Annotated in this window: 21 protein-coding genes and 1 riboswitch; of the genes, 17 read left to right on the top strand and 4 right to left on the bottom strand. The window is 71.9% G+C overall.

The window, feature by feature from the left end:
• The first annotated feature begins 146 nt into the window (after nucleotides 1-146).
• The 9 genes from OIE51_RS03195 (at nucleotide 147) to OIE51_RS03155 (ending at nucleotide 8,710) form a co-directional block, all read left to right on the top strand.
• Nucleotides 147-1,184, top strand: coding sequence for a LacI family DNA-binding transcriptional regulator (locus OIE51_RS03195; RefSeq protein WP_326595351.1), 1,038 nt, complete (start codon nucleotides 147-149; stop codon nucleotides 1,182-1,184).
• A gap of 149 nt (nucleotides 1,185-1,333) precedes the next feature.
• A complete protein-coding gene (locus OIE51_RS03190) occupies nucleotides 1,334-2,251 on the top strand; it encodes a carbohydrate kinase family protein (protein ID WP_326595350.1) in 918 nt (305 codons plus the stop codon).
• Nucleotides 2,252-2,637: 386 nt separating this feature from the next.
• Nucleotides 2,638-3,759, top strand: a complete 1,122-nt coding sequence (locus OIE51_RS03185) for an ATP-binding protein (protein WP_326595349.1) — start codon at nucleotides 2,638-2,640, stop codon at nucleotides 3,757-3,759.
• Nucleotides 3,756-4,157 (top strand): roadblock/LC7 domain-containing protein, encoded by a 402-nt coding sequence (locus OIE51_RS03180; protein ID WP_326595348.1) that lies wholly within the window; start codon nucleotides 3,756-3,758, stop codon nucleotides 4,155-4,157. Before OIE51_RS03185 ends, OIE51_RS03180 begins: the two co-directional genes overlap by 4 nt.
• Nucleotides 4,154-4,531, top strand: a complete 378-nt coding sequence (locus OIE51_RS03175; protein WP_326595347.1) for a DUF742 domain-containing protein — start codon at nucleotides 4,154-4,156, stop codon at nucleotides 4,529-4,531. Before OIE51_RS03180 ends, OIE51_RS03175 begins: the two co-directional genes overlap by 4 nt.
• Nucleotides 4,506-5,096, top strand: coding sequence for a GTP-binding protein (locus OIE51_RS03170; RefSeq protein ID WP_326595345.1), 591 nt, complete (start codon nucleotides 4,506-4,508; stop codon nucleotides 5,094-5,096). Before OIE51_RS03175 ends, OIE51_RS03170 begins: the two co-directional genes overlap by 26 nt.
• A gap of 9 nt (nucleotides 5,097-5,105) precedes the next feature.
• The gene (locus OIE51_RS03165; protein ID WP_326595343.1) at nucleotides 5,106-6,500 is read left to right on the top strand and encodes a cytochrome P450; all 1,395 of its coding nucleotides are present in this window, start codon (nucleotides 5,106-5,108) and stop codon (nucleotides 6,498-6,500) included.
• Between the two features lie 337 nt (nucleotides 6,501-6,837).
• Entirely contained in the window at nucleotides 6,838-7,917 is a 1,080-nt protein-coding gene (locus OIE51_RS03160) for a cytochrome P450 (protein ID WP_326595342.1), read from the top strand.
• A 19-nt stretch (nucleotides 7,918-7,936) separates the two neighbouring features.
• Nucleotides 7,937-8,710, top strand: coding sequence for an enoyl-CoA hydratase/isomerase family protein (locus OIE51_RS03155; RefSeq protein ID WP_326595340.1), 774 nt, complete (start codon nucleotides 7,937-7,939; stop codon nucleotides 8,708-8,710).
• 10 nt (nucleotides 8,711-8,720) lie between these two features.
• Here the strand turns inward: OIE51_RS03155 and OIE51_RS03150 are convergent, their stop codons facing one another.
• Complete coding sequence (locus OIE51_RS03150; protein WP_326595339.1) at nucleotides 8,721-8,942, bottom strand: dodecin; 222 nt, start codon at nucleotides 8,940-8,942, stop codon at nucleotides 8,721-8,723.
• Nucleotides 8,943-9,056: 114 nt separating this feature from the next.
• A riboswitch (ZMP/ZTP riboswitch) is annotated at nucleotides 9,057-9,151 on the top strand.
• Between the two features lie 23 nt (nucleotides 9,152-9,174).
• Between OIE51_RS03150 and OIE51_RS03145 the strand changes: the two genes are divergently transcribed.
• Nucleotides 9,175-10,626 (top strand): glycine hydroxymethyltransferase, encoded by a 1,452-nt coding sequence (locus OIE51_RS03145; protein WP_326595338.1) that lies wholly within the window; start codon nucleotides 9,175-9,177, stop codon nucleotides 10,624-10,626.
• Nucleotides 10,627-10,649: 23 nt separating this feature from the next.
• Here OIE51_RS03145 and OIE51_RS03140 read toward each other — a convergent pair whose 3' ends face one another.
• Nucleotides 10,650-11,771, bottom strand: a complete 1,122-nt coding sequence (locus tag OIE51_RS03140) for an aminotransferase class V-fold PLP-dependent enzyme (protein WP_326595337.1) — start codon at nucleotides 11,769-11,771, stop codon at nucleotides 10,650-10,652.
• A 132-nt stretch (nucleotides 11,772-11,903) separates the two neighbouring features.
• Here OIE51_RS03140 and OIE51_RS03135 point away from each other — a divergent pair, with 132 nt between their 5' ends.
• From OIE51_RS03135 to OIE51_RS03105, 7 genes are all read left to right on the top strand, one after another.
• Nucleotides 11,904-14,084, top strand: coding sequence for a bifunctional serine/threonine-protein kinase/ABC transporter substrate-binding protein (locus OIE51_RS03135; RefSeq protein WP_326595336.1), 2,181 nt, complete (start codon nucleotides 11,904-11,906; stop codon nucleotides 14,082-14,084).
• Between the two features lie 180 nt (nucleotides 14,085-14,264).
• The gene (locus OIE51_RS03130) at nucleotides 14,265-14,543 is read left to right on the top strand and encodes a hypothetical protein (protein WP_326595335.1); all 279 of its coding nucleotides are present in this window, start codon (nucleotides 14,265-14,267) and stop codon (nucleotides 14,541-14,543) included.
• Nucleotides 14,540-14,788 carry a hypothetical protein gene (locus OIE51_RS03125; RefSeq protein WP_326595334.1) on the top strand — a complete coding sequence of 83 codons (249 nt, stop codon included), beginning with the start codon at nucleotides 14,540-14,542 and terminating at the stop codon, nucleotides 14,786-14,788. Before OIE51_RS03130 ends, OIE51_RS03125 begins: the two co-directional genes overlap by 4 nt.
• 119 nt (nucleotides 14,789-14,907) lie before the next feature.
• A complete protein-coding gene (locus OIE51_RS03120) occupies nucleotides 14,908-16,035 on the top strand; it encodes a CaiB/BaiF CoA transferase family protein (RefSeq protein WP_326595332.1) in 1,128 nt (375 codons plus the stop codon).
• Between the two features lie 14 nt (nucleotides 16,036-16,049).
• Nucleotides 16,050-17,192 carry an acyl-CoA dehydrogenase family protein gene (locus tag OIE51_RS03115; RefSeq protein WP_326595331.1) on the top strand — a complete coding sequence of 381 codons (1,143 nt, stop codon included), beginning with the start codon at nucleotides 16,050-16,052 and terminating at the stop codon, nucleotides 17,190-17,192.
• 20 nt (nucleotides 17,193-17,212) lie between these two features.
• Nucleotides 17,213-18,424 carry an acetyl-CoA C-acetyltransferase gene (locus tag OIE51_RS03110; RefSeq protein WP_326595330.1) on the top strand — a complete coding sequence of 404 codons (1,212 nt, stop codon included), beginning with the start codon at nucleotides 17,213-17,215 and terminating at the stop codon, nucleotides 18,422-18,424.
• Nucleotides 18,425-18,455: 31 nt separating this feature from the next.
• Nucleotides 18,456-20,642, top strand: a complete 2,187-nt coding sequence (locus OIE51_RS03105) for a 3-hydroxyacyl-CoA dehydrogenase NAD-binding domain-containing protein (RefSeq protein ID WP_326595329.1) — start codon at nucleotides 18,456-18,458, stop codon at nucleotides 20,640-20,642.
• An 89-nt stretch (nucleotides 20,643-20,731) separates the two neighbouring features.
• Here the strand turns inward: OIE51_RS03105 and OIE51_RS03100 are convergent, their stop codons facing one another.
• Together OIE51_RS03100 and OIE51_RS03095 are read right to left on the bottom strand one after the other, a co-directional pair.
• Nucleotides 20,732-21,154 carry an ATP-binding protein gene (locus tag OIE51_RS03100; protein WP_326595327.1) on the bottom strand — a complete coding sequence of 141 codons (423 nt, stop codon included), beginning with the start codon at nucleotides 21,152-21,154 and terminating at the stop codon, nucleotides 20,732-20,734.
• A 248-nt stretch (nucleotides 21,155-21,402) separates the two neighbouring features.
• Nucleotides 21,403-22,044 (bottom strand): TetR/AcrR family transcriptional regulator, encoded by a 642-nt coding sequence (locus OIE51_RS03095; protein ID WP_326595325.1) that lies wholly within the window; start codon nucleotides 22,042-22,044, stop codon nucleotides 21,403-21,405.
• Nucleotides 22,045-22,182 lie beyond the last annotated feature (138 nt).

Below are 22,182 nucleotides of genomic sequence, written 5' to 3'. Positions count from 1 at the left end.
CACCCCCGTCGATGACGTCAGAGGTCCTGCGGCGTGCGACTGACCGGCGCCGTCTCCACCGCCGCCGGTCTTGACAACTCCGGGGCCGGACAGCATCCTCCTCGGGATCCGCTAATTCGATTTAGCACCCGGACCGGAGACCAAGGATGGCCCAACGCCGCGTCACCATGGCCGAGGTCGCGCGCGGTGCGGGCGTCTCGCCGACCACCGCGTCGTTCGTGCTGTCCGGGCGCACCGACATGCGGATCTCCGACGCCGCCCGGGAGCGGGTCCAGGCCGCCGCCCGCGAGCTCGGGTACCGGCCGAACGTCACCGCGCGCAGCCTGCGCACCAAGTCGACCCTGACCATCGGCCTCGTCTCCGACACGATCACCACCACGCCCTACGCGGGCGAGCTCATCCGCGGCGCCCTGGAGGCCGCCCGCGCCCGTGACCACCTGCTCTTCATCACCGAGACCGGCGGCGACCGCGCCACCGAGTCCGGCCTGGTCAACGCTCTGCTCGACCGGCAGGTGGACGCGGTGGTCTACGCGGCCATGTTCACCCGGCACGTCTCGCCGCCGTCCGAGCTGCGCGGCCGGCGGGTCGTGCTGCTCAACTGCCTGGCGCCCGGCTTCGGGGCGCCCTCCGTCATCCCGGACGAGATCGGTGCGGGCCGCGACGCCGCGCGGCTGTTGCTCAGCGCGGGGCACACGCGCGGTATCTGGTCGATCGGCGGCCGGCACGCCCTCCCGGCCACCCCCGACGGGCTGTTCGCCGGCGACGAGCGTGTGCGCGGGCTGACGGAGACGCTGTGCGCGGGCGGTGGTGGTCTGGACGGCGTGGTCGAGTGCGAGTGGGGCGCGGCGGCCGGGTACCGGGAGGTCCGCGCGCTGCTCGCCGACGGGCGGCGGCCCCGGGCGCTGGTCTGCGCGACCGACCGGGTCTCGTTCGGCGCGTATCAGGCGCTGACCGAGGCGGGGCTGCGGGTGCCGGACGACGTCTCCGTGGTGTCGTTCGACGACCAGGACTTCGCCTCCTGGCTGCGTCCCGCGCTCACCACGCTTGCCCTGCCGCACAGCGAACTGGGGCGGATCGCCGTCGAGTTGATTCTCGAAGACGGTCCGCTCAACGCCGTCACCCATCGTGTCCCGATGCCGCCGCGCGTGCGGGACTCGGTGGGCCCGCCGCACGAGAACGGATGACCCATGTGCGACCCCCCCGCCGTCAACGGCCGGACACCGGATTTGGCGTCCCGAGTCCCGGTCACCGAGGATGATCGACATCGCAGCGGTGAACGGCCGCACCGGATCGACGTCCGCCGCGCGGGTGGCGACGTGCACGAGGAGGGGCTGTGAGTTCGCGGAGAGCGCGGGTGACCGTCGTCGGGGAGGCGCTGGTCGACCTGCTGTGGCGAGCGGGTGCCCGGGAGCTGCACGCGGCGCCCGGCGGCAGCCCGGCCAACGTGGCCGTCGGCCTGCACCGGCTGGAGCGGCCCGTCACGCTGCTGACCACGTGGGGCGACGACCCGCCCGGCGCCCTGGTGCGCGACCATCTGGCCGGCATCGGCGTGGACGTGCGGCGGGTGCCCGGCGGGCCCGGCCGCACCATCGTCGCGCTGGCCTACGTGGGGGAGGACGGGGCGGCGACGTACGACTTCCTCGCCTCCTGGGACCCGCGCGAGCTGCCGGTTCCCGCGGACACCGCCGTGCTGCACACCGGGTCGCTGGCCGCCGTGGTGGAGCCGGGCGCGAGCCGGGTGCTGGAGCTGTGCGCCGACCAGCGGCGGGCCGGCCGCGCGGTCGCCGCCGATCTCAACGTGCGCCCCGCCGTGCAGCCCGACAAGGACGCCTACCGCGCGGTGGCCGCGCGGCTCGCCGGGGCGGTCGACGTGCTGAAGGCCAGCGACGAGGACCTGGCCTGGCTCTACCCCGGACAGGAGCCGGCCACCGCGGCCCGCACGCTGCTGGCCGCGGGGCCCGGACTGGTCGTGGTGACCCTGGGGGGGAAGGGCGCGTTCGCCGTCACCCCCGGGGGTGACGAGGTGTGGGTGACCGCGCCCAGCGTCTCGGTGGTCGACACCGTCGGCGCGGGTGACACCTTCCAGTCGGCCCTGTTGGACGCGATAGCCGAGCACGGCGGCCCGCCCGCCGGACGCGACGCGCTCGCCGCGGTGCTGACACGATGCGCGACGGCGGCGGCCATCACCTGTACCCGAGTGGGCGCCGACCCGCCGACCAGGGCCGAACTGACCGCGTTCAGTCAGGCTTAACAGCCCTGAAACGGGGCCCTCGTGAGGAACGATCAGATCCCGTAACAGACTTCGGCGAGAAGGTTGTTGTCTGGCGCTCTGATGATACGATCGCCGGGCTTGCCAAACGGGCTGACAGCGCGTAAGGCGAACAGCCGACTCGTAAATGCAGCCGAGAGGGTTTCACCGAGGAGCACTATGCCGTCAGTAGGGCATATGGAGCCGAAGCGGCGGGCCGGCTGGCGGCAGAAGCCGTCGGCCCGGTGGAAGTCATCCTCCCAGGCTGAGCGGGCCCCGTCATCGTGTCAGGTCGGTTGGTAGGGCGGAACCGCATCGGGGGAGCCGGATCGGCCAACCGCGGCGCCCTCATATTCAAGTACCTGGCGGTCTAGCTTGAAGAGAATCTCATGACCCAATACCTACAGGATCCTGCCCTATGGGGCCTCATCGCCGGAACTCCCCTGGCCGCATCCGTGATTTATCGGGGGCGAAAAACAAGTGCGAAGCTCCGCAGACAGAATATCGATCTCCAAGACCGTCACACGGAGTTGGAGAATACTTTTAACGAGGCGGTAGAGGATGCCCGCCTGCGTGCCGAGGAAGCCACCAAGACGGCGCTGAAGTCCGCGATGCGTACCCTTCAGGGCCTGGCGAACGAGCAGCAGTTGGCCATTTCGAAGCTCCAGGACAAGTACGGAGACCGGGAGGTCCTTGAGGACCTCCTCGAAATCGACCACATGAACTCGCAGTTCGGCCGGCGGGCCCAGTCCGTCGCCGTTCTGTGTGACGGCTGGCTGGGACGCCAGCGGGCCGTCGCCTCCGTATATGACGTCGCGCGCAGCGCGAAGGGCCGCATCCGCCACTACACGCGCGTCGAGATCCACTCGCAGACCAACTTCGCGATCGTCAGCCAGGTCGTGGAGCCGGTCGCGCTCGTCCTGGCCGAGCTGCTGGACAACGCGACCAGTTACTCGGCGCCCGAGACGACGATCGACATCAACATCAGGACCGTGCCCAAGGGCGTCTGCGTGATCATCGACGACGCGGGCGTGGGCATGAACGAGGAGGAGAAGAGCAGGGCCTCCCGGCTCCTGTCGGGTGAGCACCCCGTGGGCGTCACGGAGCTCGGCAACCCGCCGCAGTTCGGCTTCGCCGTCATCGGTGTGCTCGCCGCTCGCTACGGATTCAGCGTCTCTGTGGACTCGGCTTCCCCCTACGGAGGGGTGCGCGCCGTGGTCCTCCTTCCCCAGGAGCTGCTCACCAGCATGCCCGAACCGCAGAACCCGACCGTGACCGAGTCCACCGCCGAGCCGATGGAGGAGGGAGAGGACGCCACCACCCCGGGCGGCCTGCCCAAACGCCGCCGACGAGGCGCCATCGCCATCGTGCCGCAGGCGCGCTCGGGCGCGGAGAACGGCGGTGCGGTGCGGTCGAGCGAGGAGACGGCGTCCATCATGGGTGCCTTCCAGCGAGGCACCCAGTCCGGCCGCAGCGCCGATCCGAGCAGGGAAGGGTACGAGACCCCGTGAACACCGAACTGTCCTGGATGCTGGAGAGCGCTCTCGAAGTCCCGGAGGCGCGCCACGCCATCCTGGTCTCGGCCGATGGTCTGCTCATGGCCCGCTCCAACGACGTCGACAAGGACGAGGCGGACACCGTGGCCGCGGCGATGAGCGGCATGCAGTCGCTGAGCCGGACCCTGGGCGGTTTCGCCGGTGGTGCCTCGATGAAGTGGCGCCAGACCGTGGTCGAGTTCGACGGGGGGTGGGTGTTCCTGATCTCCGCCGGTGAAGGGGCGTACCTGGCGGTCTCGGCCTCACCCCACGTCGACATGGCCGATATCACTTTCCGTATGCAGCAACTCGTCGCACAGCTCGGCAAAGCACTGACCACCCCGCCCCGCGAGAATACTGGTATTCAAGCATGACAGCACCGGATGACGAGCTTGGGACCGAGTCCGTGGAATTAGTACGGCCTTATGTCATCACCAACGGCCGCGGGCTGCCCGACCGCGACCGGTTCGACCTGATCACTCTGGTCACGGCGTCCGCCGCGGACAAGCGGACCGACCGGCTCGACCCGGAGAAACGCAGCCTCGTCGCGCTGTGCCAGGGGGGCTATCTTTCGGTCGCCGAAATAGCGGGTCATCTGCGCCTGCCCATCGGCATCGTCAAGGTCCTGCTCTCCGATCTCGCTGAGGACGGCTACATCCTGACCCGTACCCCGGTACCTCCGGCTCAACTCGCTGATATCAAGGTTCTTCAGGAGGTGCTGGATGGACTCCAGGCGCGTTTTGGGTGACACCGTGCATCTGCCGGACAAAGTGCAGATCGCCGCGAAGATCCTTGTCGTCGGGCATTTCGCTGTCGGTAAGACGACGTTTATCGGGACGTTGTCCGAAATCCCCCCATTGCGCACCGAGGAAACGATGACGCAGGCCGGGGCGAGCGTCGACGATCTGAGGGGGGTCAAGGGCAAGACGACGACCACGGTCGCCATGGACTTCGGTCGGCTCACGCTCAACGAAAGGCTCGTCCTTTATCTCTTCGGAACGCCGGGCCAGCAGCGTTTCGTTCAGGTGTGGGAAGACATGACCCGGGGCGCCCTCGGCGCGCTGATTCTGGTCGACCCCCAACGGCTCAAGGAATCCTTCGCTGTGATGGATCTGGTGGAGAAGTACGGGATTCCCTATGCGATCGCCGTCAACCGGTTCGACGGCACGCCGAGCCGCGCCGACGAGGAGTTGCGAGAGGCACTGGATCTGCTTCCCGACACTCCCATCGTCACCTGCGACGCGCGTGACGAGAGGTCATCGGCGAACGCGCTCATGGCTCTTGTCCGCTATTTGCAGAGCCGCACCCGATAGGAGAACAACATGAACTCTCATCCGGACTTCGTCTCACCGCCACCCGGATGCCCCGCCCACGACGCCCACAACGCCGGCGAGCACGACGCCCAGGACGCCCAGGAGGCTGAGGCGCCCGTCCCGCTCTACGGACCCGAGTTCGCGGCGAGCCCCGCGTCGTACTACGACTACCTGCGGCAGTTCGGCCCGGCCGCCCCGGTAGAGCTGTCCCCGGGCGTGTCGGCCATGCTCGTCACGGACTACACCGCCGCCTTGCACGTCCTGCAGAACCCCGAGCGGTACTCGAAGGACGCCCGGCGCTGGCGTGACTTCGCCGAGGGCCGGGTCGCCGAGGACAGCTCGGTCGTGCCCATGCTGGGTTACCGGCCGAACTGCCTGTTCACCGACGGCGCCGAGCACATGCGGCTGCGGCAGGCGGTCACGGACAGCCTCGCCCGCGTCGACTCCCACCGGCTGAGCCGCCACATCGAGCGTGTCTCCGGCTATCTCGTGGGCCAGTTCGCCCATCGCGGCTCGGTGGACCTGCTCAACGACTACGCCAAGATGCTGCCGCTGCTGGTCTTCAACGAGATCTTCGGCTGCCCGCCGGAGATCGGCGACCGGCTGATCTACGGCACCTCCGGCATCTTCGACGCCGACGTCGACGCGGAGAACGCCAACAAGGAGCTGACCCAGGCCCTGGTGGAGCTGGTCGCGCTCAAGCGCGCCCAGCCCGGCGAGGACATCACCTCCTGGCTGATGCAGCACTCGGCCAAGCTGACGGACGAGGAGATGATCCATCAGCTGGTGATGCTGATCGCCGCGGGCACCGAGCCGCAGCGCAACCTCATCGCCAACGGCCTGCGCCTGGTGCTGTCGGACGAGCGGTTCTCCGGCGGCCGGTACGGTGGCTCCCTGCTGGTCGAGGACGCCCTCGACGAAGTGCTCTGGGACGCCCCGCCGATGGCCAACTACGCGCCGCACTACCCGGTCCAGGACACCGAGTTGTTCGGCGTCCCGCTGGAGGCCGGCGAGCTGGTCCTCATCAGCTTCGCCGCGGCCAACACCGACCCCGCGCTGCCGTCCTCACGGCACACACTCAGCAAGCGCGCCCACCTCGGCTGGAGCGCCGGGCCGCACGCGTGCCCCGCCAAGGACCCCGCCCAGCTCATCGCCGTGGTCGCCATCGAGAAGCTGCTCAACCAGCTCCCCGACATCGAACTGGCCGTCCCCGTCGACAGTCTGGTCTGGCGGCCCGGACCGTTCCACCGGGCCCTGGCCTCGCTGCCCGCCCGGTTCACGCCGGTCCGGCTCCCTCCGAAGCCCGCGCTCCCCTCCTCGTCGTCCGCCTCGCAGGCCGCGCCGCAGGCCGGGCCGGAGAAGGGCACCTGGTGGAGCTCGTTCCTCACCTGGTGGCGGGTGTGACTAAGATAACAACTTGGCATATGTGTAAGGTATATGTATGAATATTTAGGTATACGGGTAGTGGTATATGGATTCACGCCAGTGGCTGGATTATTTCGGTGACTGGCGTGAATTCATACGGGCCGACCTAGTGAGCATGAAGGGGTTATTCGTGGAATCCGCTGCTGCTGACACAGCAATCAATCCACGCTCAGTTGTCTCCCGGATCTCGCGTCTACGCGCGTCGCGAGGACAGTCGAATCCCTACCCGATATACGCGGAACTCCGAGAAATGGGCGATGTCGTCCCGGCGCCCTGGGGAGCGTTTCTCCTCACCACCTACAATGTGTGCGATCAGGTGCTTCGCAGTAAATCCTGGGTGGCCCTGGACGGCGAATGGCGGGCGCGGCAGGGCGAGGGAAATCGCTGGGCGGCGCCCGCTTCGCGTGAGCTCGGCCGGGCCCTCCAGGGACTCAATCCACCGCACCACACGCGGTTCCGCAGGTCCGTCGGGAACATCTTCGACCGGCGGACGCTCGGTCGGCTCCGCGACCCGGTCACCCGGTCCGTCGACGAGATCCTCGACGGTCTGGCCCAGCGACTGCGTGGCGGCGAGGCCGATTTCGCCGCCCTCGTCGCCGAGGAGCTCCCGGTCTCCGCGATGGGCCTGTGGCTCGGCCTGCCGCGCGCGGACTACCCGTTACTGCGCCGACTCACCCATCACCAGGCGTACGCACAGGAGTTGCTTCCCTCCGCGAGCCAGCTGGCGCTGGCCAACACCGCCACCGAGGGCCTGCGCGACTACTTCGGCGCACTGGTCCGCGACCGCCGCGAGAACCCCGGGGACGACGTGGTCTCCGGCTGGCTGCGCACCTGGGACGAGTTGGAGCACGGTGACCAGGAGGCCGCGAACGAGGCCGTCTACCTCCTGACGATGTTCCTGGTCATCGCCGCCCTGGAGACCACGTCCACGCTGCTGTCCGGCATGGTGTGGACGCTCGACCAGCACCCCGACCAGCTCAACTGGCTGCGCGCCAACCCGCAGGAGATCCCCGCCGCTGTGGAGGAGGTCATGCGCTACGACGCCCCGGTGCACATCACCACCCGGGCCGCCGCCGAGGACACGGTCCTGGCCGGGGTGCCCATCGCCAAGGACCAGCTCGTGCACACCGTGATCGCCTCCGCGAACCACGACCCGGCCCGCACCCCGGACGCCGAGACCTTCGACATCAGGCGCCCGGCCGGCCACCTGTCGCACCTCGCCTTCGGCGGCGGCATCCACTACTGCATCGGCGCCGGGCTGGCCCGGCTGCAGGCGCACGTGCTGCTGGAGGCCCTCGTCCGGCGGTTCCCGACCCTCCGCGTCAGCTCGCCACCGCTATGGGAGCCCCGGGTGGCGTTCCGCCGCCTCACCGCCCTGCACGTCATGGACCACTGACGGCTCGGAACGAGGACAGATGTTCGACAACATCAAGCCCCTACTCGACGTGCGCCGCGACGACCACGTGCTGCACGTGCGCCTCAACACCCCGGAGAACGGGAACATCGTCACCGAGCCGCTCCTGGACGAGCTGATCTCCGTGCTCGCCGCCGTGCGCACGGAGCCGGGCATCCGGGTGCTGACGCTCTCCGGCGCCGGTGACGACTTCTGTCTCGGCGCGGACCGGCACGAGTTCGACCGGCTCATCGCCGAGGACCCTTCCGGCGCGCTCATCCAGAACCTGGGCGTCAAGGCGCGCCAGGTCTGCGACGGCCTCGCCATGAGCAGCGTCGTCACCATCGCCCGGGTGCACGGCCGGGTGATCGGGGCGGGAGTCGCGTTCGCCATCTTCTGCGACCTGCGGGTCGGGGCGGACGACTGCCGCTTCCGCATGCCGGAGCTGGCGCTCGGCCTCCCCGTGGCCTGGGGCGGCGCGCTGCCCCGGCTGGTCCACGAGGTGGGCGCCGCGCGGATCAGGGAGCTGATCCTCACCGGGGACAGCTTCGACGCCGAGACGGCGCGGGAGTTGACCGTCCTGCACCGGACAGCGCCGCCGGACGAGGTCGACGCCGTCGTCGCCGGCTGGATCCGGCCGCTGGTCCGCCGGGCCCCGGGCGCGCTGCGCACCACCAAGGCGGCGCTCAACGCCCACGCCGGCGCCTCCCGGTTCGCGGACGCGACGCTGCTGGAGGGCGATCTGCTGGCCTCCGTGCTGGCGGCCCGCCACTACGCGCGGGGCGTGGTGCCGTGACGGCGGCGGCTCAGTCGGCGTCACCGTCCTCCAGGCGGAAGCCGACCTTCAGCCCCACCTGGTAGTGCTCGACCGAGCCGTCGGATATGTGGCCGCGGATCTGGGTCACCTCGAACCAGTCGAGTTGGCGCAGGGTCTGTGACGCCCGGCCGATCGCGTTACGGATCGCGGCGTCGATCCCCTCGTGCGAGGAGCCGACGATCTCGGTCACCCGGTAGATGTGGTCGCTCATGCTGGCCTCCCGATGGGCCTGGGGCACGGTGGATTTCGCACCTTCCACCGTGCCCCAGGCTCCGGGGTTCCGCGAGCGCGCGGCGTCGGCGGCCGGAGCGGCGATGCTAGGCTCGAACCGGGCCGTGACTGGCGCGTCGGGGATGGGACCAACCATCGGGGAGCGGCCCGCCGCCGAGCGATGAGGAGCCGTGCGCCTGGGCTGTCGCGACTCACGTCAAGGAGGCCCCGCAGTGACCGCAGAACCGTCCGCGCGCACCACCGAATCCACCGCCTTCCGCAGCGGCTTGGACGTGGTCCGCGCCGTCGAGCCGCGCATCGCCGACGCCATCGCCGCCGAGGTCGAGGACCAGCGCGCGTCCCTCAAGCTCATCGCCAGTGAGAACTACGCGTCCCCCGCCGTCCTGCTGACCATGGGGAACTGGCTGAGCGACAAGTATGCCGAAGGCACCGTAGGCCGCCGCTTCTACGCCGGCTGCCGCAACGTCGACACCGTCGAATCCATCGCCGCCGAGCACGCCCGCGAGCTGTTCGGCGCCCGGCACGCCTACGTTCAGCCGCACTCCGGCATCGACGCCAACCTCGTCGCGTTCTGGGCCGTCCTGGCGCAGCGCGTGGAGAGCCCGGCCCTGGAGCGGGCCGGTGTCCGCCAGGTCAACGAGCTCAGCGAGGAGGACTGGGCGACGCTCCGCCGCGCCCTGGGCGACCAGCGGATGCTGGGCATGTCCCTGGACGCCGGCGGTCACCTCACCCACGGCTTCCGGCCCAATATCTCCGGCAAGATGTTCGAGCAGCGCAGCTACGGCACCGACCCGGCGACCGGCCTGGTCGACTACGACGCCGTCCGCGCCGCCGCCCGCGAGTTCCGGCCGCTCATCCTCATCGCCGGGTACTCGGCGTACCCGCGGCTGATCAACTTCCGGATCATGCGGGAGATCGCCGACGAGGTCGGCGCCACGCTCATGGTCGACATGGCGCACTTCGCCGGTCTGGTCGCGGGCAAGGTCCTCACCGGCGACTTCGACCCGGTGCCGCACGCCCAGATCGTCACCACCACCACCCACAAGTCCCTGCGCGGCCCGCGCGGCGGCATGGTGCTGTGCGACGACTCGCTGGCCGACCAGGTCGACCGCGGCTGCCCCATGGTGCTGGGCGGCCCGCTGCCGCACGTGATGGCGGCCAAGGCCGTCGCCCTGGCCGAGGCCCGGCAGCCCGCGTTCCGCGACTACGCCCAGCGCATCGTGGACAACTCGCGGGCGCTGGCCGAGGGCCTGATGCGCCGCGGCGCGCGCCTGGTCACCGGCGGCACGGACAACCACCTGGCGCTCATCGACGTCACCGGCTACGGCCTCACCGGCCGCCAGGCCGAGGCCGCCCTGCTGGACGCGGGCATCGTCACCAACCGCAACGCCATCCCGCAGGACCCCAACGGCGCCTGGTACACCTCCGGCATCCGCATCGGCACCCCGGCGCTGACCACCCGGGGCCTGGGCACCGCCGAGATGGACGAGGTCGCCGAGCTCATCGACACCGTGCTGTCCCGCACCCAGCCGGGCACCGCGAAGAGCGGCAAGCCGTCCAAGGCGGCCTATGTCCTGGAGGAGGGCGTGGCCAAGCGGGTCGAGGAGCGCTCCGCCGATCTGCTCGCCGAGCACCCGCTCTACCCGGGCGTCGACCTGAGCTGAGCCCCGGTCCCGCGGCCGGGCCGTCAGGTGCCGAGCGGCGCTTGACGGCCCGCGTCCGCGAGCGCGTTCAGGGCGCGGTCCACGTCGGCCTCGGTGTTGTGGAGGTGGAACGAGGCGCGCAGGTTGCCCCCGCGCGCCGCCACCACGATCCCGGCCTCGTGCAGCGCGGACGCCGCGTCGCCGAGCCCCGGCGCGGAGACGATGGGGGAGTCCGCCGGCACCGCCGCCATCCCCAGCTCCGCCAGCCCGGCCCGGAAACGGCGGGCCAGCCCCAGGTCGTGCGCGGCGATCGCCGCCCGGCCCACCTCCTCGACCAGCGTCAGCGAGCGGGCCGCCGCCACCCACGGCAGATAGCCGGGCGGCTCGTCGAACCGCCGGGCGTCGCGGGCCAGCTCACCGACCGGACCGTAGGTGCTGTTCGACAGGTCCGCGGCGGCGATCCAGCCGGCGTGCAGCGGAACGAGCCCGCCGCCGTCCTCGGGCACCGTCAGGAACGAGGTGCCGCGCGGGCACAGCAGCCACTTGAATCCCGCGCACACCGTGAAGTCGAAGTCACCGGACGACAGCGGGAGCCAGCCGGTCGCCTGCGTGGTGTCCACCAGCGTCCGCGCGCCATGGCGCCGGGCCGCCGCCCGGATCGCCGGCAGATCCGCCACCCGCCCGTCCAGCGACTGCACGGCCGAGACCGCGACCAGCGTCGTGCCGGGACCGACCGCGTCGGCCAGCCCGTCCAGCTCCACCGCCCGCAGCCGCACCCCGGCGCGCTGCGTGAAGGGCGTCACCAGCGAGCTGAACTCATCGTGCGGATACAGCACTTCGGAGCCCGGCGGCAGCGATCCGGCGATCACGGCGGTGTGTACGGCGACCGCCGAGCCGACCGCCACCCGCTCCGGCGCCACGCCCGCCACCCGCGCGAACGCGGCCCGCGCCGCCTCCACCTCACCGAAGTACGCGACGGAGTCGATCCGGCCGTCGCCCATCCGGGTGACGGTCTCCCGCAGCGCCGCCGTCGTTCGGGCCGGCAGCAGACCGTGCGCGGCGGTATTGAGGTACGCCGTCCTCGGCGCGTACTCCCCATGCGGCAGCGATTCCACGGCGACTCCCCAACTGGCGCGCAGCGCCACGGCTTCGCTACAGTCTGACATCGCGCCGCCCGCCGCCGGGAAGCGGGCCCCGCACCCCGCGCCCGCGCCACGGCCGAGGCGCTTCGGTGCGGACGGGGGAGACATCGTGCGGTGTGGCAATGCTGTGGACGGCTCGGCCCGGGGCGGGCCGCGGTGAGAGACCTGGAGCCGACGGACCCGCGGCGGATCGGCGGGTACCGCCTGCTGCGGCGGCTGGCCGAGGGCCGCACCGGGATCGTCTATCTGGCCCGATCCCTCGCGGGCACGCCGATCGCCCTGAAGGTGATCCGGCCGCGGTACGCGCGGGACCCCGACCACCGGGCGCGTTTCGAACGTGATGTGGCCGCCGCCCGGCACGTCTCCGCCCGTTGCCTCGTCACCATCCTGGCCGCCGACACGGCGGGCGGCACCACCTGGGCCGCGTTCCCCTACGTTCCCGGCCCGTCGCTGACCGAGGCGGTCGGCACCCACGGGCCGCTGCCGCCGTGGTCGGCGCGGGCGCTGGGCTCCCTGCTGGCCGGGGCGCTGTGGGCGATCCACGACGCGGGCCTCACCCACCGGGACGTCCGGCCCGGCCATGTGCTGCTCACCCCGGACGGCCCCCGGCTGACCGGCTTCGGCGGCACCGGCGGCGGGGCCGGCACCCCCGGATATCTCTCGCCCGAGCAGGCCAGGGGCACCGAGCCGGGACCGGCCGGCGACGTCTTCTCCCTCGGCTGCCTCCTGGCCCACGCGGTCACCGGCCGCCCGCCGTTCGGCGCGGGCACCGACGCGGAGCTGGTCCTGCGGGCCCGCGACGAGTCGCCGGACCTGGCCGACGTGCCCAGGAGCCTGCTGGAGATCGTCCAGGCGTGCCTGCACAAGGAGCCGGTGCTGCGCCCCACGGTGGCCGAGCTGCGCGCCGAGCTCGGCATCGGGGGCGGCGGCGCCGACTGGCTCCCGTCGGCCGTCGCCCGTGAGGTCGCCGAGCGCTTCGCCGCCCCGCCGCCGCCGCTGGCGCCGGAACCGGAACCGGAACCCAAGACCGATCCGTCCGCCGACTCCGGCCGATCCGACAGCTCCGACCGGCGCAGACCGCGGACCCCCGAGCGCCCCGCTCCGCCGCCCGAGCCCCCGCCCGGCCGCACCCGCCGCCGGGCCGTGCTGCTGCTCGGCGGCGGCGCGGGGCTGACGGCGGCGGTCGGCGGGCTGGCCGCGGCGTGGCTGCGGCCCGGCTCCGGCCCGGCCGCGTCGGCCGGCTCCGGCCCGCGTCACACGATCGGGCTGCACGCCGATCTCACCGGCGAGCGGCGGGCGTTCGGCCTGGGCCAGCGGTGCGGCCTGATCATGGCGGTCGAGGAGCTGAACGGCCTCGGTGACCTGCCGTTCGAGCTGGAGTACCGGGCCGTGGACGACGGCGGCGATCCCGAGCGCGCCGCCGAGGCCGCCCGGGAGCTGGCCGCCGACCGCTCGGTGCTCGCGGTGATCGGCCCGACCGGCGACCCGGTCGCCAGGTCCGCCGCCGAGGCGTACGCGGCGGCGGGCGTTCCGCTGCTGGCGCTGTCCGTGGGCGCGTTCGAGCCGCGCGACGGACTCACGACGCTGCTGCACGCCCGGCCCGACACCGGCTCCGCCTGCCGGGCCATCCCCGCCTATCTGGCGGACGAGCTGGCGGCCCGCCGCGTCGGCCTCGTCCACGACCGGGGCGCCGGCGCCTACAGCAGCCGCACGACCGGGGCCGTCACCGCCGCCGCCGACCGCGACCGGATCGAGCTGGTGCCGCGCGTGCTGGCGGCGGACGGCGGCTCGTTCGCGTCGCTGGCCGCCGAGTTCACGGCGGCGGAGGTCGACGCCGTCGTCTACGGCGGCCGGGCCGAGGGTGCGGGCCGGCTCGCCCGCGCGCTGAGCGAGGCCGGGTACACCGGCGTCGGACTGGCCACCGAGGAGGCGCTCGGCCCCGGCTTCTACGCGGCGGCGGGGGACGCGGCCCAGGGCTGGCGCTTCGTGGCCGGCTACACCGACTCGGGCGCGGACTTCCTCGCCCAGGGCTTCGCCGCCGCCCACCGCAGCCGGTTCGGCGGCAAGGCCGATCCGTACGCGGCCGAGAGCTACGACGCCGCCGTGCTGCTCGCCACCGAGATGCGCCGGGCCGCCCGCGAGGGCACGCCGCTCAGCAGGACCGTGCTGCTGCCCCGGCTGCGGGAGGCCAGACACCGGGGCGTCGCCCGGGAGTTGGCGTTCGACGCGGCGGGCGACTACGCGGGCGCCGGGCCGACGGCGTATCTCTACGAGGCCAAGGCGGGCAGCTTCCAGTTCCGCGGCCCGGTCCCCGCCCCGGCCGGCACCGTCCGCTGAACGGGGCGCCGCCCTCGCGGCCCGGCCGCCGACCGGCGTCCCGTGGCGGCTCGGGGCCGGGTCGGCGGTCGGGCTGGGGCGGCGGTGAGGCTGGTTCCCCGGCGAGACCGGTTCCCAGTGAGACCGGTTCCCAGCGAGACTGGTGTCCAGTGAGACTGGTTCCTCAGTGAGGAGGCCGCCGTGGAGGCGAGACCACTGCGCACCATCGGCGGGGACGGCCGGGAGATCACGCTCCCCTCGACCATCCGCGACATCCGGGCGGCGCTCCCGGCCGACCGGCGCGAGGCGTTCAACGAGTCGATCGAGAACGCCAGCGTGTTCGACATCCACGCCGTGGTCCGCCGCTGGGTGATGGAGCTGCTGGAGCAGTACGACCCGCAGATGCGGCGCGACCTCGACGAGCTCGCCCGGCGGGACCGCGATGGCGCCCGTGAGCCCGACCGGGACGGGGGCGCGTGATCCGTTACCGCGTCGTCTACGACCCCGTGGCGGAGAAGGCCCACGACGCCATGGACCCGGCCGCCCGGTCACGGTTCGACGCCGCGCTCGCGGCCACGGTCGCGGTGGATCCCTACGGCCACGGGTCGAGCCCGGTGAGCGACGAGTGCGACCGCAGGGACGCGACCGTCGAGGGCGTGATCATCCGCTACTACGTCGGCGGTTCGGTGCTGACCGTCACGGTCGTCCGCGTGGTGAGCCTCTGAGCCGGAGCCGGAGCCGGAGCCGGGTCGCGCGAGGGTGCCGATCTCCCTTGTGAAAAGTGAAACACGTTCTTAGTATCTCTCCCAGTGACCGCAATGGTCGCGGCGTGCCTGGGAGTCTCATGACAACAGCGACAACGCAGGGCCCGGGCCCGCTGGACGGCGTGCGCGTCGTGGAGCTGGCCGGGATCGGACCCGGCCCGTTCGCCGCGATGCTGCTGGCGGATCTCGGCGCCGACGTGGTCCGCGTCGACCGGCCGGGCGGCGCCGCCCTCGGCCTCGACCCGGCGCGCGACGTGACCAACCGGAACAAGCGGTCGGTCGTCATCGACCTCAAGTCCGGGGAGGGGGCCGGGCTCGTCCTCGATCTGGCCACCCGCGCGGACGTGCTGATCGAGGGGTACCGGCCGGGCGTGACCGAGCGGCTCGGCGTCGGTCCGGCCGACTGCCTGGCGCGCAACCCGCGCCTGGTCTACGGACGGATGACCGGCTGGGGGCAGGACGGCCCGCTCGCCGACAGTGCCGGACATGACATCGGCTACATCGCCACCGCCGGAGCCCTCGGCATGATCGGGGCGAGCGATGGCCCACCCGCGATCCCGGCCAACCTGCTCGGCGACTACGCGGGTGGCTCCCTCTACCTCGTCGTCGGCGTCCTCGCCGCCCTGCACCATGCCCGCGCCACCGGGCGCGGCCAGGTCGTGGACGCCGCGATCGTGGACGGCACCGCGCACCTGGGCACCATGATCTGGGGCATGCTCGGCGCGGGCGCCTGGCAGGACCGGCGCGGGGCCAACCTGCTGGACGGCGGCGCGCCGTACTACGCGGTGTACGAGACGGCCGACGGCGGCTGGATGGCGGTGGGCGCGCTGGAGGCCCGGTTCTACACCGAGTTCGCCGAGTTGCTCGGATTGGGCCCCGAGGCCCCCGGGCAGAACGACTTCGCCCGCTGGCCCGAGCTGCGGGAGGCGATCGCCGCTCGCTTCACGACGCGCACCCGGGCCGAGTGGACGGAGGTCTTCACCGGCACGGACGCCTGCGTGGCGCCCGTGCTGTCCCTCCGCGAGGCGGCCGGGGATCCGCACCTGACCGCCCGCGGCACCTTCACCGAGCACGGTGGCGCCGTCCAGCCGGCGCCCGCGCCCCGCTTCTCGGACACACCCGCCACCATCCGCCGCGGCCCGGCGATCCCCGGCGCCGACGCGGCGGAGATAGCCCGCGACTGGGACCTGCCCCAGCTCACGAAGTGACGTAAGGACGACTGATGAAGCGTCAGCTATTCGCCGCAGAACACGAGGCGTTCCGGGAGACCGTGCGCACCTTCCTGGCCAAGGAGGTCACCCCGCACCACGAGCGGTGGGAACGCGACGGCATCGTCTCCCGCGACGCCTGGCGGGCCGCCGGGCGGCAGGGACTGCTGGGCCTGGCCGTCCCCGAGGAGTACGGCGGCGGCGGGGTGGACGACTTCCGTTACAGCGCCGTGCTGGGCGAGGAGTTCGCCCACGCCGGGGCCAGCGGCTTCGCCATCCCGCTGCACAACGACATCATCGGTCCCTATCTGACGAACCTGGCCACCCAGGGGCAGAAGCGGCGGTGGCTGCCGGGGTTCTGCTCGGGCGAGCTGATCACGGCGATCGCGATGACCGAGCCGGGCGCGGGCTCCGACCTCCAGGGGATCAGGACCACGGCCACCGACCAGGGCGATCACTGGCTGCTGAACGGGTCGAAGACGTTCATCTCCAACGGCATCCTGGCGGATCTGGTGGTCGTGGTGGCGCGCACCACCCCGGAGGGCGGGGCGAAGGGGCTGAGCCTGCTGGTGGTGGAGCGGGGCATGCCGGGCTTCGAGCGCGGCCGGAACCTCGACAAGATCGGGCAGAAGGCCCAGGACACCGCCGAGCTGTCCTTCACCGACGTCCGCGTCCCCAAGGAGAACCTGCTCGGCGAGCTGCACGGCGGCTTCATCCACCTGGTGACGCACCTCCCGCAGGAGCGGATGACCATCGCCGTCGGCGCCATCGCCATCGCCGAACACCTCCTCGCCATCACCACCGACTACGTCAAGCAGCGCGAGGCGTTCGGCCGGCCCATCTCGAAGTTCCAGCACGTCCGCTTCGAGATCGCGGAGATGGCCACCGAATGCGCCGTCACCCGCACGTTCATCGACCGCTGCCTGACCGAGCACGCGACCGGCGAGCTGGACGCCGTGCACGCCTCCATGGCCAAGTGGTGGGCCACCGAGCTGCAGAAGCGGGTCACCGACCGCTGCCTCCAACTCCACGGCGGCTACGGCTACATGTCCGAATACCCCATCGCCCGCGCCTACACCGACGGGCGGATCCTGACCATCTACGGCGGCACGACCGAGATCATGAAAGAGATCATCGGCCGGTCGCTCCTCGCCTGAGGAACGCAAGGAGACGAAGCGTGACTGAAGCCTATGTGTACGACGCGATCCGCACCCCGCGCGGGCGCGGCAAGCCCGGTGGCGCCCTGCACGGCACCAAGCCCATCGACCTCGTGGTCGGCCTGATCCGGGAGCTGCGGCGCAGGCTGCCGGACCTCGACCCGGCCGTCATCGACGACGTCGTGCTCGGCGTGGTCAGCCCGCACGGCGACCAGGGCTCCGACATCGCCAAGATCGCCGCCATCGCCGCCGGCCTGCCCGAGACCGTGGCCGGCGTCCAGGAGAACCGCTTCTGTGCCTCCGGCCTGGAGGCCGTCAACATGGCGGCGGCCAAGATCCGCGCCGGCTGGGACGACTTCGTGCTGGCCGGCGGGGTGGAGTCGATGTCCCGCGTGCCGATGGGCTCCGACGGCGGCGCCTGGGCCATGGACCCGATGACCAGCTACGAGACGGGTTTCGTCCCGCAGGGCATCGGCGCCGACCTCATCGCCACCCTTGAGGGCTTCAGCCGCCGCGATGTCGACGAGTACGCCGCGCTCTCCCAGGAGCGCGCCGCGGAGGCGTGGAAGGAAGGCCGTTTCGAGCGGTCGGTCGTCCCGGTCACCGACCGCGCCGGCCTGACCGTCCTGGACCACGACGAGCACATGCGGCCGGGCACCACCGCCGACAGCCTGGCCAAGCTGAAGCCGTCCTTCGCCGACATCGGCGAGCTGGGCGGGTTCGACGCGGTCGCGCTCCAGAAGTACCACTGGGTGGAGCGGATCGACCACGTCCACCACGCGGGCAACTCCTCCGGCATCGTGGACGGTTCGGCCCTGGTCGCGCTCGGCAGCAGGGAGGTCGGCGAGCGCTTCGGGCTCACCCCGCGGGCCCGGATCGTCTCCGCCGCCGTCACCGGCTCGGAGCCCACCATCATGCTGACCGGGCCCGCCCCGGCCGCCCGCAAGGCCCTGGCCAAGGCCGGGCTCACCATCGGTGACATCGATCTGGTGGAGATCAACGAGGCGTTCGCCGCCGTCGTCCTGCGCTTCGTCAGGGACATGGACCTGGACCTGGCCAAGGTCAACGTCAACGGCGGCGCCATCGCGCTCGGTCACCCGCTGGGCGCCACCGGCGCGATGATCCTCGGCACGCTGATCGACGAGCTGGAACGGCGCGACCTGCGCTACGGCCTGGCCACCCTCTGCGTCGGCGGCGGCATGGGTATCGCCACCGTGATCGAACGTGTCTGACCGCGCCCGACCCCTGGAGAAGAACGACACCATGCCTGAGTCCACGCCACAGTCCGGGACGATCCGCTGGGACCGGGACGCCGACGACATCGTCACGCTCACCCTGGACGACCCCGACCAGTCCGCCAACACCATGAACGCCGCGTTCCTCTCGTCCCTCACCGCGGTCGTCGACCGCCTGGAGGCCGAGGCCGAGTCCGTGCGCGGCGTCGTCATCACCTCCGCCAAGAAGACGTTCTTCGCCGGCGGTGACCTGCGCGACCTCATCTCGGCTCGCCCCGAGCACGCCGAGACCGTCTTCGACGGCGGCATGCGCGTCAAGCGCGCGCTGCGCAAGCTGGAGACGCTCGGCAAGCCGGTCGTCGCGGCGATCAACGGTGCCGCGCTCGGCGGCGGTTACGAGATCGCGCTCGCCTGCCACCACCGCGTCGCCCTGACCGCGCCCGGCTCGAAGATCGGTCTGCCCGAGGTCACCCTCGGTCTGCTGCCGGGCGGCGGCGGGGTCACCCGCACCGTGCGGCTGATGGGCATCACCGACGCGCTGCTGAAGGTGCTGCTGGAGGGCCGCCAGTACGACCCGGCGCGCGCCCTGGAGGCCGGTCTCGTCCACGAAGTCGCCCAGGACCGCGACGAGATGCTCGCCAAGGCCCGCGCCTTCATCGACGCCAACCCCACCGCTCAGCAGCCGTGGGACGTCAAGGGCTACCGGATTCCCGGCGGCACCCCGAGCAACCCGAAGTTCGCGGCCAACCTCCCGGCGTTTCCGTCGAACCTGCGCAAGCAGCTCAACGGCGCGCCCTACCCGGCACCGCGCAACATCATGGCCGCCGCCGTCGAGGGCTCCCAGGTCGACTTCGAGACCGCGCAGACCATCGAGGGCCGGTACTTCACCGAGCTGGTGATCGGCCAGACGTCGAAGAACATGATCCAGGCGTTCTTCTTCGACCTCCAGGCCGTCAACTCCGGTGCCAGCAGGCCCAAGGGCATCGAGGAGCGCAAGCCCACCCGGATCGCCGTGCTGGGCGCCGGGATGATGGGCGCGGGCATCGCGTACACCTGCGCCCAGGCGGGCTTCGACGTGGTGTTGAAGGACGTCTCGGCGGAGTCGGCCGAGAAGGGCAAGGCGTACTCGACCGGGTTGCTGGACAAGGCCCTCGCCCGGGGCCGGACCACCCAGGAGAAGCGGGACGCGCTGCTGGCCCGCATCACGCCCACCGCCGACCCGGAGGATCTGGCGGGCTGCGACGTGGTGATCGAGGCGGTGTTCGAGGACCCGGCGCTGAAGCACAAGGTGTTCCAGGAGATCGAGGGCGTCGTGGAGCCGGACGCGCTGCTGTGCTCCAACACCTCGACGCTGCCGATCACGCTGCTGGCCGAAGGGGTGCGGCGGCGGACCGACTTCGTCGGCCTGCACTTCTTCTCGCCGGTCGACAAGATGCCGCTGGTGGAGATCATCCGCGGCGAGCACACCGGTGACGAGGCGCTGGCCCGCGCGTTCGACCTGGTCCGCCAGATCCGCAAGACGCCGATCGTGGTCAACGACTCCCGGGGCTTCTTCACCTCCCGCGTCATCGGCCATTTCATCAACGAGGGCGTCGCCATGCTCGCCGAGGGCGTCGACCCGGTGACCATCGAGCAGGCCGCGGGCCAGGCCGGATACCCGGCCAAGGTCCTCTCGCTGATGGACGAGCTGACGCTCACCCTGCCGCGCAAGATCCGCATCGAGACCCGGCGTGCGATCGAGGAGGCCGGCGGTGTGTGGCCGGAGCACCCGGCCGAAGCGGTGATCGACCGCCTGGTCGAGGAGTTCGGCCGCACCGGCCGGGCCGGCGGCGGGGGCTTCTACGACTACGTGGACGGCAAGCGGGCCGGCCTGTGGCCGGGCCTGCGCGAGCACTTCGGCACGCCGGACGCGGCGGAGATCCCCTTCGAGGAGCTCAAGGAGCGGATGCTGTTCGTCGAGGCGATCGACTCCGTGCGCTGCCTGGAGGAAGGGGTGCTCACGACGGTCGCCGACGCCAACATCGGCTCCATCTTCGGCATCGGCTTCCCCGCCTGGACCGGCGGCGTGCTCCAGTACATCAACGGCTACCCCGGCGGCCCCGCCGGCTTCGTGGCCCGGGCCCGGGAGCTCCAGGCCCGCTACGGCGACCGGTTCGCCCCCTCGGCGCTCCTGCTGGCGAAGGCCGAGCGCGGCGAGACGTTCGCCGACGTCTGACCGGCGGCGGCGCCGGGCATCCCCCGCCCGGCGCCGCTCCGCCCACTCTCAGGGCCCCCGCTTTCAGCCCGCCGCTTTCACCCCCGATGTCAGAAGTGGGCGCGCTCCTCGCTGACCCGCACCCAGACCCGCTTGCCGTCGTCCGTGAGCGCGAACCCGAGGTCGTCGGCCATCTCCCGCAGCAGCCACAGCCCGCGGCCCTCCTCGGCGGTCCAGTCGGGCAGCGTGATCACCGGCAGCGCGGTGGAGCGATCGTGCACCGTGACCTGGACGGCGCCGCCGACGAGTGTCAGCTCCAGCGTGCAGCGCGGATCGGGCACATGCCGGGCGACGTTGGACAGCAGCTCCGTGACGCCGTGCAGGACCACTTCCGTCACCCCCGGCGCCTGCCCCCACGCCCGCGTGGCCAGCGAGGCCATGCGGCGGAAGTGCGCCAGATCCTCCCGGCGCGCGGTCAGAAGCCAACTGTAGGAAAGGCGTTGGGTGGCGGCGTCCTGGCCGGCGAGCGTCATGGTCCCTCCGTGGCTGCACGGGATGTCATGGGGCGAGTGCACTGGGTTACTTCTCGCACCCTGCCCTTAACTCCCGGCAGTCCGCAAGGAATTCGCCTGCACATGTGCCGTTCATATCACTCGAAGGGGTGGCCGGGGGTGTCTTATGGGCGATCGCGTCACTCTTTCAGGGCCGCCGCCACGGCGGTGGCGAGCGGGGTGGTCGGCCGGCCGATGAGCCCGGCCAGCTCGCCCGTGGTCGCGGCCCGTCAGCCGGAAAGGGTCCCGTCCGTCCGCCAGCCGTCCATCACGGCCGAGGGCAGCAGCGCGAGATGGGACTCCACGCCGGACATCAGGCCCGCCAGGCTGCCGTCCCGCCGCTCCTCCCAGGCCAGCGCCGCGTGGATCGCCGACATGACGAACGCGCCCGCCAGCAGCTTCGGCCGCCGGTCCCCGGTCCCGATGCCCTCCCGCCCGGCCAGGGCGCTCGCCAGGCGGTGCTGGTCCTCGGCGGCGAACCGCAGCAGCACGACCTGCGTCTCCGGCTCCGAGCACAGCACCCGCATCGCCGCCAGATAGCGTTCGGGGCAGCCGTCGGGCATCAGCTCCGGCAGGCTCGCGAACGAGCGGCGCAGCGCCAGCAGGGGCGCCTCCGGCGCCGGGCGCCGGATCACCTCCGCCAGCAGCAGGTCGCTCGCCTCCCGGACCGGGTGCAGGACCAGCTCCTCCTTGCTCGCGAAGTACCGGAAGAACGTGCGTTCCGACACCGCGGCGTGCTGGACGATCTCGCCGACCGTGGTCTTGCCGTATCCCCGCTGGAGAAAGAGCTCCAGGCCGGCACGGAGTAACTCCTCGTGCGTACGCCGCCTTCTGAGCTCACGCGGCCCCGGAGGCCGCACGTCGCCTGCCATGCACGCATCGTAGGGCGACGGCGCCCCGAGCGACCGTGATTTGCGGACTCTGCCGACTCCCGCCTGACCCGGTCGCCGGCGCCCCGGTGTCCGGCGCGCGGCCCGCGCGCCTGATCGCGCCGCTGTCGGCCCCTGGTG

The sequence above is a fragment of the Streptomyces sp. NBC_01803 genome, assembly GCF_035917415.1.
Lineage (GTDB): Bacteria > Actinomycetota > Actinomycetes > Streptomycetales > Streptomycetaceae > Streptomyces.
Note: the sequence above shows the minus strand (reverse complement) of the source record. Positions and strands in the feature narration are given on the sequence as shown.

Bases quoted from the DNA above. Each gene is read 5' to 3' on its own strand.
- OIE51_RS03195 (WP_326595351.1), top strand. From the start codon at position 147: ATGGCCCAACGCCGCGTCACCATGGCCGAGGTCGCGCGCGGTGCGGGC.
- OIE51_RS03185 (WP_326595349.1), top strand. From the start codon at position 2,638: ATGACCCAATACCTACAGGATCCTGCCCTATGGGGCCTCATCGCCGGA.
- OIE51_RS03175 (WP_326595347.1), top strand. From the start codon at position 4,154: ATGACAGCACCGGATGACGAGCTTGGGACCGAGTCCGTGGAATTAGTA.
- OIE51_RS03170 (WP_326595345.1), top strand. From the start codon at position 4,506: ATGGACTCCAGGCGCGTTTTGGGTGACACCGTGCATCTGCCGGACAAA.
- OIE51_RS03165 (WP_326595343.1), top strand. From the start codon at position 5,106: ATGAACTCTCATCCGGACTTCGTCTCACCGCCACCCGGATGCCCCGCC.
- OIE51_RS03155 (WP_326595340.1), top strand. From the start codon at position 7,937: ATGTTCGACAACATCAAGCCCCTACTCGACGTGCGCCGCGACGACCAC.
- OIE51_RS03150 (WP_326595339.1), bottom strand. From the start codon at position 8,942: ATGAGCGACCACATCTACCGGGTGACCGAGATCGTCGGCTCCTCGCAC.
- OIE51_RS03140 (WP_326595337.1), bottom strand. From the start codon at position 11,771: ATGTCAGACTGTAGCGAAGCCGTGGCGCTGCGCGCCAGTTGGGGAGTC.
- OIE51_RS03120 (WP_326595332.1), top strand. From the start codon at position 14,908: ATGACAACAGCGACAACGCAGGGCCCGGGCCCGCTGGACGGCGTGCGC.
- OIE51_RS03115 (WP_326595331.1), top strand. From the start codon at position 16,050: ATGAAGCGTCAGCTATTCGCCGCAGAACACGAGGCGTTCCGGGAGACC.
- OIE51_RS03105 (WP_326595329.1), top strand. From the start codon at position 18,456: ATGCCTGAGTCCACGCCACAGTCCGGGACGATCCGCTGGGACCGGGAC.
- OIE51_RS03100 (WP_326595327.1), bottom strand. From the start codon at position 21,154: ATGACGCTCGCCGGCCAGGACGCCGCCACCCAACGCCTTTCCTACAGT.
- OIE51_RS03095 (WP_326595325.1), bottom strand. From the start codon at position 22,044: ATGGCAGGCGACGTGCGGCCTCCGGGGCCGCGTGAGCTCAGAAGGCGG.